Below are 14,282 nucleotides of genomic sequence, written 5' to 3' on the forward strand. Positions count from 1 at the left end.
GCCTGCTTTAGTAAAGTACCAAAGTATCTGCCATAATGTTTTCCCTGAAGTGCTGGCTGAAATATTCAGCAGTAATGGATATAGCTGCAAGGTCAGATGCGCCGTATTCAAAAAATAGAACGCATCAAACGTTTGGCCTATTTTTTACTTTTCTTCAGTTCCTTTTTATAGACAGACGGATTCTGCCCGGTAACTTTTTTGAAGGTCCGCGTAAAATGGCTCTGATCTGAAAACCCGGTTAAATAAGCAATCTCCGTCAGTGTATGATCACCGGTGCTTAATAACTCCATAGCCTTTTCTATTCGCAGTTTTCTGATATACTCGCCGAAAGAAAGATTGTCAAAGTACCTTGAAAACTCCCGCGATAGGTAAGCCGGATGAATTTCCAGCATTTCAGAAATACCTTTCAGGCTTAGATTAAGGTTGGTATCGATCTGGTCCTGAATAATCTCCTTCAGTTCTTTGGCCCAGCCAGGTACTTTCTGTGCACTTTTCTTTTGTTGCAGGAATTTCTTAAAGATGTCCAGCAGCTGGTTCTCGAAGGGTTGTTGTGTATGTTTTATATGCTGGAGGAATTTAGCCCAGCTGTAAAGAGCATCGTATAACAACATGCCCTTTTCCAGTAAAGCGGAATCGTCATGTTCATTATAAGCCAGCCCGGCAGAGATGGCCCACAACCCTGATGCCTGACTCGCCAGTTCATGCCTGTCGGTATCTGCTCCTCTTACAATAGGAGCCATGATCCCGATCGCAGGATCGTCTATCTGATGTTTTTTGACGATGTAGTCAAACGTACATTCATCTTTATAGTGTGTGTATTCAACACCGGCAATATCAAAAGGGATAGCATTTTCAGCTTCAGCCCTGATCAATACCTGATCAAAAGGCACGTAGATAAATACGGCTTCCGGATCTATGAATCTCTTTATCAGCCAGGGACAGGCCAACCGGTCTATTTTAGGACGTTCGCGGGTAATCCATTTCATGCGCTTGGTATGTGCCTGCAATTTAGGATCGATTTGTAACATTTTACCAATGACTACCATCAACAGGCAATATCCTCAGGCTGTATGTGCAACAAACAAAGGGATCTCCAGTTCCTGTATGAGAATATCCGCCATACCCGGATAGAACCATCGCGATAACTTATTGCGGCTGTAGGAGCCGGCTACGGCCATTACACCGGGTTGCTCCCTCTTTAGGCTCGCCACGATTTCCTCCGGCGGAAACCCCCTCTGTACCGTGTAGACCGCATGCGGATAATGCCTTTTCATAAACTCTTTCATCAGCCTCCCGTCAGGGAGATGAAGAGAGGACATAGGACTCTTCACCGTGAGCACTTCCACCGGGAGGCTCTTGAGGGTAGGCAGTGTACAGTCCAGCATACGTATGGCATATACGGAAGCAGGCGTACCATCATACAGCATCACTATTTTGGTAATGTCGCGGAATACCCGCGGAACAAGTAACAGCGGGCATGCTGCGTCAGCCAGCAGGTGTTGGATAAAGCGGGAAGGCGCCTTCCCGCGCACCCGGTCAAATGACTCATGGGTATCAATAATAACCAGGTCGGCGAATATGCTCTCATGCACCAATGCTTCAATGGCTATATCCCTGTTGTCATGGACCGAATAGTTAATCCTGGCCTGCTGGCACGCAAGCTCAAACTGCTGTATACTCCTGTCTCTCGTTCTTCTGTCTTTATCTGAAAGCTCTCTTATTTTCTGTTCGGATACTTCGGAGTCCACCACCAGCTCAGACAGTTCATAACTTCTGTAGGTGATGTCATCCAGGAAAACCCCCACCAGGTGCACATTTTCCTGCCCCGTGATATAGAGGGCATGTTCTACCGTGGAAGTGGAATACCGCAGACCATCAATCGCTGCAATAACCTTTTTCATATAGATCAGTTGAATAAATGCTGGAACGGGTAAAGCATCGGGGTGCGCGACAATCGCCCGGTCTTAAACAGCAGTATGATACAAGTCGCTGTCAGGAAAATCGTTGAGGGGAAAGCTGATCCGGCCCCCAGCGGAATCATGGCCATCATAAAGAGGGTAGCACCGGCTAACCCCGCTTTCAGCCACTTTCCGCTGCGTGCAATCAGGAGGCCGATCAGCAGCTGACATACGGCAAGGGACAATACAATAAGGGCAATATTATGGCGGAATGCCCCGTTGATGAATTGCTCATACATCTGCACAGGCGTAACATCCCCGAAAACAAGGAATACCCGCGGATGCGTAATAACCATAACTGCACTGAATACCGCCGTCGCCGTAAACAACATACACAACAATAATCTTGAAATACGAGGCCGGAAGATGGCCATTGCAAGAATAAACAAACTTACCACATTGGAGATGACAGACATGTCAGAGAAGATATTGGCACGCATTATCTTTCAATTAAGGGGTGAGAAAAGTAATTAGCAGTCCTAAATTATGAAAGATAAAATGGGTGACAAATGATGGCAGTCAATCAGAACGATGATTCCTGTCAGGCAGGATAGTAACGGCAGGCGTCTTTGAAGACAACTGAATGCAGGAGGGGTAATCACTTGTCATACACCCGATAGCAATTGTTACCGGGTGTATGGTGTTCATGCTTAGCTGTCTTTAAAAGGTATCCGGTATGCAGCAAGGACGTCCCGGACGCGGACTGGAAACCTGACAGGCAGAAGTGCCGCCACATTGTGTTACCAATGTAAGGGGAGCTCCTCCTACAAGCTGGTTTTTTTCCTCAGAGGTCAGTGCTGCAATAGCCGTCTTTTGAAGGATTAACTTCCTGTTGAGCTGAACGCTTTTCTTTTTCATAACAAAATGGATTTAGGGTAAATGAATAAAGGAGATAAATGCAGCGATCGGGTATAGTTATTTAGAGGTTGCTGTAGTCGGGTTACCAGAACAAAGATAAGGATTCAGCAACCAGGTTGCAAGACGGAAGACTAAAAAGAACGCCTGTTTCTTTACAATATATACGCTTGATAATTATAGTGTAACTGCGGTATGTTTTCATCATTTTCTAAACGTCATTCGACCGGCTTTAACCGCTGTCTAATGCCTCGTACTCCCGGTTTGAATATTCTCTGTTTGTTCTTCGTCGGGTGTTAGATAATCTTCAATGCGGCTACAAAATAATTACTGCTGATAATCTTATCTTTAGATAACATCAGTATCTATTGCTATGGCAAAACAAACTTCTTTCATCACCTTCACAGGTAAGCTGGGTAACCTGATTGGTTACCGGCGTAACGGCGCATACTGCCTGCGCAGCATGCCCGTCAACGTCCGGCAGACGGCGGCCACCCGCCGGGCTGCACAACGATTTGGCCGGGCCAGTAAAAGAGCTGCGTTGATCCGCAACGCCTTCTCCGGAAAAATGAATGTCAATTGCGACAGCGGGCATATCAACCGGCTGACCAGCGCGCTCATTCCTTCCGCTGGCAGGGACATCAGCAGCATAACCGGCTCCCGGTTCAACCAGCACACGGGAACAGACAAGTTCTTTGCATTAGCTCCCCGGCTTTCACCCGATGGCATCCTGTACATTCCACCCCAGACATTGCCGGCCTGTAAAGGCATCAATGCCCTGGAAATAAAAGTCATCGCCACCCGTATCCATTTCGCAACAAACCAGATAACCGGCACAGAAAGCGCTGCGTTCATTGTAAAAACCGGAGAGCCTTTTGACGAAGCCGCCTGCAATGTGGAAGTACCCGGTAAAGGAACATTGGTGGTTGTGCTACAGATAAGAGGCCTGCTGGATAACATTCCTTCGCATAACGCGAAATATATGGCGGCAGATATTATAGCGGTGCTTCCTCCGCCATCCCGGCAAATATTGCACAAACCGGTTCGTCAGCAACGCCCCGTGCTAAGACCCGCATTGGGAAACCTGATCATCACTGCAGCTGTTCAGCTGCTTCCCGCTACCATTCAACGCGAATAAACTATTTGCCGCAATTGAATACTGATGAATAAACATACCTGTCATTGATCCGCATACCCAACGTTTTGCCTTCAGCCTTCAGCATATAACCGCTGAAAGTTAATACCCCGTTTTGTTTTACCCACAATTAACTGCTAAAAGCTGATTACTGACCGCCATGCTATACTACCATGCACCGGCAGGATATACCCGCATCAAGTCCACCTTTACTCCCGGTTTCCTATACTGACCACTGCTGTATCACAGGTATATCCCATAATGGAACAACCATCCCTGCGTATGTTCAAAGTGATCATGATATGGTGGCAGGATAATTATAAAAGTGATTACACTGAACTGTATTTTCAGTAGAATGACAATTGACAGAACCTTTACGGATACGGTATCTCAGCAAATATTGATTCTTGTAAGGTTGGCGTGGTTTAATTTTTTTTAATAGAATTTGTTTCCTATTTTCGACATCTTATAATGAGGGTCCTGAGTTATAACAAATATTCCCGTATCACAACGGAAGATGCAAACTAAATACAATTTTTAAAACATAAAACTGGTTAACACTATCCTTGGCCAACTGATATTATACCCCTCCCGGATGTAGTCGGTAACCTGATTTTTATAAACGCGTATTGTATGCTGTAATAACTGTACAATCATCTGTCGGTGACTATGAAAGCCGTTGCCCGTCTGTATGTCCGGCGAAGGTATAAGCTTATATCGGAAACCATATTTAATTTATTACCCGCAAATCGTACGCTATGCATTCCACTCAAAACATTCACAAACGTGATGATAATGCATCACCTGTTCCCGCTGTTGATAAAATAGCAACAGAAATTGCACTCATCTGGAAAGAAATACTGGGGCTACCCGCCGTAGACACACAGCAACGGTTTTCAGACATCGGAGGGAACTCTATCAATGCCATCGCCATTATGTACCGGATGAAAAAAGCCGGTTTCCCGGTGACGTTGAGAGACATTATGCATTATCAGTCCATCGAAAAAATTGTACAGGAAGTACTTTACAGAGCAGAAGCCAGGCTTATCGGTAAGGAGGCCGACCTCAAACAAGCGATCTACCGGCAACTGAACCTGCGAATAGTTTGCAAAAGTATATCGGTACAATATGAAGATGGTATCAGGAAAGCAATTGTTCTGCTGACATCCCCCGGCGGAGACGCCGCAATCAGAACATTTATTGAGCAGTCTGCACAACGGATTGCACCGGATGTACTGCCTGACTATGTTGCCAGTGGATCGTCGCTGGACAGCCTTGCCGACGGTGAGCTGTTCAGCGAAACGGAGCTATATGACCTCCTGGAACTAAAGCATCTGGAACCCGATGCCGGCGCGGTATTCAGAGGATCCCAGCTACACGGCCTTGCTGTCAATAATGAAATGATTGGCAAACGCCCCGTGGCGGCTACCTATCCCATGTGCGCCATGCAGCAATTGCAGATCTCTTTCCAGACCCCCGCCAGCCTGGATTTCATCAAGCTGGATAACTATGTCAGCCTGCCCGTATTGCAGCGGGCATACAGTGAGATCATAAAACGGCATAGCTTACTGAGATCAGTACCCCTGAATATGGATGGTTATTATCACTGGCAGGAACACAGCTATGCGCCAGGCATGACCCCTGTAATCCCGCTGATTGATTTGTCGGCGGTGCATTGCACGGAGGCAGACTTTCATCATCTCGCAAAACAGCTGGCTACCCGTACCTATAGTACCAATGGCATCCTGCACCAACTGATCCTGATCCGGAAAAGCCTGAAGGAGCATTACCTGTTAATGATCTTCAGCCACGTAATATTTGACCGGGTAACAGGTGAATTACTGAAAAGCCAGTTGCTCAACTATTACCAGGACCAGCTGAACAACCAGGCGGCAAGAGAAGAAGTGATTGCGCCCTTTGAAGAGTATGTAAAACAGATCGCCAGAGGACCACAGCAGATCACTGAAGACGCCGTGGTGGATGCCTTCCGGCTCAGGGAATTCTATGAGGCTAAGCAACAGGTAAAAGGGAGTATCAATGGTAAGGAGTCCGATGTCAGTGATGAATTCAGTATCCTCGTTCCATTGCCTGATAACCAGCCGCCGCACAATATGCTGGATACAACACTGGCTATCTACGCCCGCGCCATGCAGCGTTACCTGGAAATAATCCAGATCCCGATGCTGTTCGTTTGCGACGGACGCCAGTATGAGAACACACGCTACTATAATACAGTAGGGGAGTTTACAGACATGGTACCTATGTTGCTGGATGCCCGCCTGCCTGCCGGGGAATTGGGGGAAGCTGTAGCCGCGCGGCTCAACAGCCTGAAGCAACATAACCTCAATTTCCTGCACCTGATGCTATCGCCTGAATACAAGAGCAAATGGCCGCAAACCGGAGCCCTTATGGATGCCGGTACACAGTTTTCCAGCTTCGATATACTCATGTTCAACTTCCTCGGTAACGCAGATGATACGCGGGTAGCCACAGAGGAATATACAAGCACGCAGCCCAATCCGCTTCCTATCCACAGCCTCCTCAACTGCATCGCAGCCGCTGCACCGGACCGTTTGCTGTTCATGTTCCGCAGCAGCTACACCGTTGACATCGACCGGCTGAGGGCCCTGTTCAAAGAAGCCGCCCGGGAAGTGCTGCGTTAGTCAACTTAACCGATCCTGTTTTCATTAAACCTCAATGTCGCACCTATGTTCAATACTATAGCAACTGGTGGCCTGCTGCTTGCAGACCATCAGGAAGATGTATACCCTTTAACACCTTCCCAGAAACGTATGTGGATCATTCACCGGATGAACAGATCCAGTACTGCCTATAACTCTCCCGTAGTCAGAATGATAAAAGGAGCGGTGGATGTACCCAAACTTAAAGACGCCTTCAGCAGACTGCTGACACGGCATGAGCAGCTGAGAGCTGCATTTGTACTGGAAGAAAATGAGCCGGTGCAATATATCCAGGACATCGTTCCCATTGACTTCACTTACAGGCAGGGAATAATGGAAGACGAGTTGAACCTGATGATCACGGATTTCATACAGCCGTTTCAGTTAGAGCGGTCGCCGCTGATCAGGGCCTGTCTGCTGGAAACAACAGCCACCAATACCTATGTGCTGGTGATAGATATGCATCATATCATCTCTGATCTGCTGTCGGAAGAAATCATTGTACGGGATCTTTTTCAGTTATACCACGATGCCTCGCTGCCGGTGATGCCTTTGCAATACAAGGAGCACGCGCTCTGGCTCAGCAGGCATGCCCAGCCTGCCAGGCTGAAAGAAGCGGAAGACTTCTGGTCCTCGAAGCTCAATGGCGGATTGTCAGCACTGACATTACCGGCCGACTTCAAACGCCCGGCTGTATTCGATTTCAACGGCACCATACGGCATTATCCCATCAGTACCACGACGGCCCGGCAATTACGGCTATTGTCAGCGCAATCAGGAGCTTCGTTACACAGGATAGGCCTGACTGCCCTGTTTGTATTGCTGCATAAATTCAGCTACCAGGATGACATTATCGTAGGCGCCCCACGGGAGCTGCGCCCTGCCGGAGAGATGGATAACCTCGTTGGCCTGTTCATCAATACATTGCCGGTACGCGCATTCCTGTCACCGGATAAGACTTTCAGGGAACTGCTCCACGAAGTAGATGCCTATATGACAGGGGCAGAACAACACTTTGCCTATGATGTAGGCTACCTCGTGGAGAAATATGCACCGCACCGGGATTCCGCCCGGAATCCGTTGTACAACGTACTTTTCTTTCATCAGCAACAACGTACAGGCACCTACGGAGGATTGGAAGTTAGTCCGGTGGAATTCATTCATAGCAAGGCCGAGCTGGATCTCACTTTCGGTATCATGGAAAGAGATGAGCATTTGGGTTTCTCCATAGAATATTATACCCGTCTCTTTAAAGATGAAACTATAACCGCTCTGGCAACCGGTTTTGGCCAATTGCTCGAAACACTGGCCACTGCCCACGATACAAGGATAGAAGATATGAGTGTGCTGACCAAAGAACAGGAACAGCAACAGCTGCAGGCGTTCATAGGTAACGCCAGCGCCTATCCGAAAAAGACGCTCCACGGCATCACGGAGGAACTAGCGGCATCAAACCCGCAGCATCCGGCACTTGTTTTTCACGGCCAGGTGCTGACACGCCGGGAACTGGACGAAAGATCAAACCGGCTGGCACAAAGGATCAGGGCCTGCCACATTAAAACGGGTGCGGTCGTTGCATTGCTGACTGCTCCCTCAGCAGAAATGATCATCGCTATACTTGGTATCCTGAAGGCCGGCTGTACCTATCTGCCCCTGGACCCCGCGCTGCCGGAAGAGCGTCTCCTGTATATGTTGCAGGACAGCCGTTGCAGCCTGCTCCTCGCACAGCCTTCCTCGCAGACATGGGCAGCATTGGCCGGTATTACCGTGATCCCATTGAATACGGCCATCCCGGAAGAGGACAACGATGAAAGTATTACAGCTGCAACTGATCCTTCATTGCCCGCCTATATCATTTATACATCCGGTTCTACAGGCATTCCCAAGGGAGTTAAGATCCGGCACTTCAATGTAGTATGTACCCTGTGTGATACCAACTACCTCCGGATACAGCCCTCAGACAGGCTGTTGCAGCTTTCCAATTATGTGTTTGATGCCTCCGTGTTTGAGATATTCGGGGCATTGCTCAACGGCGCCACATTGGTGCTGGCAGATCAGGAAACTAGACGCGATATCGACCGTGTGGGAAAGCTGATAACAGAACAGGGCGTTACAGTCGCATTTATGATCACAGCGGTCTTCAATGCCATCGTTGATAACATTCCTCATGTATTGCAGCCACTGCGGAAGCTGATGATTGGCGGAGAAGAACTGTCGGTGAAACATACACGTATGGCATTAGCCTACCTGGGACCTGACCGTCTTATTAACGTTTACGGCCCTACGGAGACAACAGTGTTCGCATCTTATTATCCCATCGATACTATACAGGATGATGCAGAGCGTATCCCCATCGGTTACCCGCTATCCAATACGCAACTATATATTCTTTCCGGTAGTTCGCTCGTACCGGCGGGTGTACCAGGAGAATTGTGCATCGCCGGCGATGGTCTCGCCGAAGGCTACCTGGATGAGGAAATGACCAGCAGAAAATTTATCAGCATACCGCAGTTACCTGGAGTAAGACTTTATCGCAGCGGCGATATTGTACGGCAGCTGCCTGACGGGGCTATAGATTTCATCGGCCGGAAAGACCAGCAGACAAAGATCCGCGGCTTCCGCATTGAGTTGGGTGAAATCAATGCACAACTGCATCATTATCCCGGCATCAAGGATGCAGTAACAATTGTACACGCCAGTACAGCACAGGATAAGTACATCCATACTTTTTATACCGTAAAGCCGGGAGCTATAGTCACTGCCGCTTTGCTGAACGACTACCTTGCAACACGCCTGCCGGCTTATATGCTGCCTTCCGCTTACACCGTGCTGGATGCACTACCGCTGACCGCCAACGGGAAGGTAGACCAGCAGAAACTGGCAGAGCAGCCGGGAATCATGGGAGGGGGTAACTACACCGCCCCTACAACCGATACTGAGCGAACAGTAGAAACAATCTGGAAGGATCTCCTGAAGAAAGAAAAGATCAGTATTCATCAGCATTTTTTTGAATGCGGCGGACATTCACTTAAGGCTACCATCATGGCCATACGTTTGCAGCAGGTATTCCGGGTAGAATTAACGTTAAGCCAGGTGTTTGAACACCCCACCATTGCTGCCCTCGCCGCGCAGATTGATGCCGGAAAGCGCCTCACTCCGGATCACAATCTGAAGATAGCCCCTGCGCCGAAGCAGACCTACAGCCAGCTCAGTTTTTCTGAAACGATGGTTTATGTGCACCAGCACAGCACAGACGGGAATCATAGTTATTGCTCCCTGTTTCCCATGCTGATCACCGGAAATCCTGATACAGCAAAGCTGGAACGCGCATTGAACGAGGTAGTGAAAAGACACCGGATATTCCGCACCGGTTATATGATGCATAAAGGCATACCCGCCGGAAAAGTCTTCGCCAGGACAAATGTTCAGCTGATATACCGGGAAGGTGATGAGGAAGAGATAGTCGATGTCGTGAAGATACTGAAGGCGCCATACCCGTTAGAGAAGCCGCCACTGCTGCGGGCTGCTTTAGTGAAATTGGGTACTGACCGGTACTTCTTCGCGCTGGCTAATCATCATATTATCTCTGACGGTGTTACAGAAACTATGCTGGTGCATGAGATCAGTCGGCTGTATGAAGGGCATAAACTGGCGCCTGTTGCACTGCAATACCAGGACTATGTACACTGGCAGCAGCAACGATGGGTATCAGGATACTACCGTGTGCAGGAGCAGTTCTGGCTCCGGCACCTGGAAGGAGCTTTGCCGGTATTGGAACTACCTTATGATTTCGCGCGGCCGCCAAAGGCCACGTTCGGTGGGCATACCGTCAGCATCACCACCGACGCCCATCTGACGCAGCGTTTACAGGAGCTGGCTGCCACCGGTCAGACTTCCTTATTCATCGTACTTCTTACCGCCTATGCTGTTCTGCTTCACAAGTACACTGACCAGGAGGATATCATCATCGGCGTGCCGATGGCCAACAGGATGCATGCGGACCTGCAGGACGTAATGGGTATGTTTGTAAACATGGCGCCATGGCGTTGCAGGCCAGCTCCCGATAGACATTTCATGACATACCTGCATGAAATGAAAATAACCGCAACAGACATCTACCAGCATCAGGATTATCCTTTCGAAAAACTGGCCGGTACATTACTGCAAAAGAAAGACCCCTCCAGGAACCCGCTCTTCGATACCCTGTTTGCCTTGCATAGCACCGGGCTGCCGTTGCTGGATATAGCAGGATTGCATTGTGAAGCATATCCCATCACAGATGATGCCACCAAAGTAGACCTCACAGTGGAAGTACTGGAACATAACGGTCAGTTGCAGATCAGCTTCAAATACAACACAAGCCTGTTCAAGGAAAGCACCATTCAACGGATGACCGGGCATTACCTGCAACTGCTTGGAAGCATTATACAGGAGCCGCAGCAACGCCTCCGCGATATAGAAATACTGACCAGTGCAGAACGGGATCAGTTGCTGTATCAATTCAATCCACCTGCAACGCCTTATCCTAAGGAAGCTCATCTGTATCAGCTCTTTGAACAACAAGTACGGTTACATCCGGAGAAGACCGCTATCCGCTTTGAGAGTACTGCACTGACATACCGGGCATTGCAGCTGTATGCGGAACATTATGCCGCTCACCTTCTGAGAATGGGCGCTGGCCCGGATACAAAGGTGGCCATTATTGCAGACCGTTCCCCGGAAATGATCATCAGCATATGGGCCATACTCAGGGCTGGCGCTACCTATGTTCCCATAGATCCGGATTACCCGGCTGAAAGGATCGCCTTTATGCTGGAGGACAGTGCGGCTGCCGTATGCCTGACCACCTATAACATCTACGCATATATGAAAATACCTTTTGATGGTAAAGTGATTATTGTCGATGGCAGCGTACCTATAACGGGGGAGGAGTTGCCGTCTGTTGCGGTACCGGCAGGACCTGCGTATATCATGTACACATCTGGCTCCACCGGCGAACCGAAAGGTATTGCCGTGATGCATCACAATGTAATACGAACGGTAAGGAATACGAATTATATCGGGATTACTGCCGGCGATCATATTTTGCAGCTATCCAATTATGTTTTTGACGGATCTGTGTTTGATATTTTCGGTGCATTGCTGAATGGCGCTACACTGGTACTGCTGAAGAAGGATAGTATGATAGATATAGAGCAACTGGGCACTTTGATAGAAAGGGAACGTATTACCATCCTGTTCATAACCACAGCCCTGTTCAATGCCTGCATACAGATGTATCCGGAGTGTTTTGCGCCGCTGCGCAAGCTGCTGTTTGGCGGTGAACAGGCATCACCGGCACATGTGCAGATGGCGTTGGAGTACCTCGGCAGCGATAAATTAATACATGTATATGGCCCCACTGAAAATACCGTATTCAGTACCACCTATGCGGTAAACGAAATCACGGACGTCAATAATATCCCTATCGGCAGTCCTTTATCGAACACGCAGGCTTATGTTTTCAATAGCAGCAATACCCTGAACCCCCTAGGGGTGCCTGGTGAACTGTACCTGGCCGGAGATGGCCTGGCGCAAGGTTACTGGAACAGGTCGGAACTGAGCAAGGAACGCTTCCTCGATAATCCCTTCCTGCCCGGAACGAAGCTCTATAAGACAGGCGATCTGGTGAGATGGCAGGACGATGGCCAGCTCATATTTGTTGGCCGGAAAGACCAGCAGGTGAAGATCCGTGGATTCAGGATAGAGCCGGGTGAGATAGAAGTACAACTGGGACTTCATCCGGACATCGATCAGTGTGCGGTGGTGGTGAAGGAGAACAGTCTCACTAAAGAGAAGCAGCTCTATGCCTGTTATACATCCGGTAAGGAGCCGGGAGCCGATGCATTGAAAGAGTATCTTGGAAAGGTGTTGCCACTCTACATGATACCGGACTGGCTCATTCACCTGCCCGCGCTGCCGCTGAATGCGAATGGTAAGATTGACAGGAAAGCGCTTATCAGTCAGGCTACCACCAACGGTCACACTGCTGATAACGGTAAAGTATACACGCCGCCGGCCAGCCCGGCGGAAGAAGCCGTGGCTGCGGTATGGTGCCAGGTGTTTGGGGTGGAGACGGTTGGGGTACTGGATAATTTCTATTCGCTTGGCGGCCACTCGCTCAAGGCATTGCAGGTAGCGAGCCTGTTACAGCAGGAAGGCTTCATTGTTTCCGTCAATGATCTGTTTACCTACCTGACTGTTCGTGATCTGGCTGCGAACATTCGCAGGCAGAAGGCAACTGTGAAAAAGAAACGGTCCGGGAAGAGAGCAACCGGTAACGTAGTATCGTTCCCGCTATCCGCTGTTCAGCAGCGTTTCTTTCAGCGGCCGCTGGTTAACCGGAATATCTTCAACAGCCCTTTCCTGATCTCACTTACACACCATATCGATCCAGCGCTGATACAGGCAGCGCTGCAACGGATACTGGAAGACCATCCAGTACTGACGGTTTATTTCCGGCAGGAACCCGCCGGGCAATGGACGCAGCATTACCAAGCGCGGCATGTGTCAGACTATTTCGTGCAGGTGGACCTGAGCAGCGATCCCGTAACGGCGCACGCTGCCACCATTACCAGGTATTGCGAAACGCTGCAGCAACAGTTCTGGCTCACAGAAGGGCCATTGCTCCGGGTAGTGCTGTTTGAACATTACCAACAACCGGGCAGGCAGGCGCTTTTCTTCCTGTTCCATCACCTGTTATTTGATGGTATCTCCTGGCAGGTACTGATGGAAGAACTACAGCATCATTGCCAGTATCCCGCTACAGATCTGCCTTTTAAAACCAGTATGCCTTATGAGGAGTGGTGCCGGAAATTACAGCGCTATGCTTTGAAAGGCGGTTTCAAAACAGCTGGCGGCTATTGGAAAGCGGTAGTAGAGAAGGCACAGCCATTTGTTCCGGATATGCTGCCTGGCCGCAACCCGCAACAACAGGAGATGATCCACCATCTGTCCGAAGTGCTCACCACACGCGAAGAGGTAATGCGCCTGCAGCAGGCCGTTACCCATTATGAAGGGAATGTATTCACGTTGCTGCTGGCTGCTTTCTTCCAGGCCAGCCGTGAGTTACAGGAACGCAGCAACCTGCCGCTCTATGTGATGACGGCTCAGCGGGAACCCTTTCTTCCCGGCGCCGATATTCAGCGGACCATCGGCTTCTTTGCAGGCGCTTATCCTGTTTGCATCAATATAACAAAAACAGGTGGCGGGAACACGGGTGTGATAAAGGCAGTGAAAGATATGTTGCTGGCAGTTCCCAAAGGAGGACTGGACTATTTTGTACTGAAACACCTGGTATCACCCTCCGTGCTACACGAACAACTGGATCACGTTTATCCTGTGTTGTTCCATTACCTCAACCTGCCTTCGACAACAACAACAGAACATGATTTCTATACGCCGTTGCAGTTACCGGTGGGACTTACCCACGATCCGCGAAATCCTTCTGCTTACCTGATCAATATCACCGCAGTACAGAACCGCGAAGGTCTGAAGGTAACCTTCTATTATAGCCAGGCGCATTTTTATGAAGGTACTGTTACAGCATTGGCTGCGGCATTCCGTCGCCATTTACTGCGTATTATTAATGTTGATGAACAGTAATTATATTTT

Annotated in this window: 8 protein-coding genes; 3 read left to right on the top strand and 5 right to left on the bottom strand. The window is 49.1% G+C overall.

Translation table 11 applies throughout. The features are described 5' to 3' along the window. Window positions 1-137: 137 nt before the first annotated feature. The 5 genes from VM802_RS00950 to VM802_RS00970 all read right to left on the bottom strand — a co-directional run bounded on the left by VM802_RS00950 (window position 138) and on the right by VM802_RS00970 (window position 2,816). Window positions 138-986 (bottom strand): chromate resistance protein ChrB domain-containing protein, encoded by an 849-nt coding sequence (locus VM802_RS00950; RefSeq protein WP_325527009.1) that lies wholly within the window; start codon window positions 984-986, stop codon window positions 138-140. A 75-nt stretch (window positions 987-1,061) separates the two neighbouring features. Next, window positions 1,062-1,901, bottom strand: coding sequence for a putative universal stress family protein (locus VM802_RS00955; protein WP_325527011.1), 840 nt, complete (start codon window positions 1,899-1,901; stop codon window positions 1,062-1,064). 5 nt (window positions 1,902-1,906) lie between these two features. Further along, window positions 1,907-2,398: a hypothetical protein gene (locus tag VM802_RS00960; RefSeq protein WP_325527013.1), complete on the bottom strand. Its 492-nt coding sequence runs from the start codon at window positions 2,396-2,398 to the stop codon at window positions 1,907-1,909. Window positions 2,399-2,477: 79 nt separating this feature from the next. Next, window positions 2,478-2,606, bottom strand: coding sequence for a hypothetical protein (locus VM802_RS00965; RefSeq protein WP_325527015.1), 129 nt, complete (start codon window positions 2,604-2,606; stop codon window positions 2,478-2,480). 12 nt (window positions 2,607-2,618) lie between these two features. After that, window positions 2,619-2,816: a class I lanthipeptide gene (locus VM802_RS00970; RefSeq protein ID WP_325527017.1), complete on the bottom strand. Its 198-nt coding sequence runs from the start codon at window positions 2,814-2,816 to the stop codon at window positions 2,619-2,621. 370 nt (window positions 2,817-3,186) lie between these two features. Here VM802_RS00970 and VM802_RS00975 point away from each other — a divergent pair, with 370 nt between their 5' ends. The 3 genes from VM802_RS00975 to VM802_RS00985 all read left to right on the top strand — a co-directional run bounded on the left by VM802_RS00975 (window position 3,187) and on the right by VM802_RS00985 (window position 14,273). Then, window positions 3,187-3,951: a hypothetical protein gene (locus VM802_RS00975; protein WP_325527019.1), complete on the top strand. Its 765-nt coding sequence runs from the start codon at window positions 3,187-3,189 to the stop codon at window positions 3,949-3,951. Window positions 3,952-4,706: 755 nt separating this feature from the next. Further along, a complete protein-coding gene (locus tag VM802_RS00980; protein ID WP_325527021.1) occupies window positions 4,707-6,611 on the top strand; it encodes a condensation domain-containing protein in 1,905 nt (634 codons plus the stop codon). A gap of 45 nt (window positions 6,612-6,656) precedes the next feature. Beyond that, on the top strand, window positions 6,657-14,273 hold the full coding sequence (locus tag VM802_RS00985) for a non-ribosomal peptide synthetase (protein ID WP_325527023.1): 7,617 nt from the start codon (window positions 6,657-6,659) through the stop codon (window positions 14,271-14,273). Window positions 14,274-14,282 lie beyond the last annotated feature (9 nt).

Source organism: Chitinophaga sp. (genome assembly GCF_035538455.1).
Lineage (GTDB): Bacteria > Bacteroidota > Bacteroidia > Chitinophagales > Chitinophagaceae > Chitinophaga.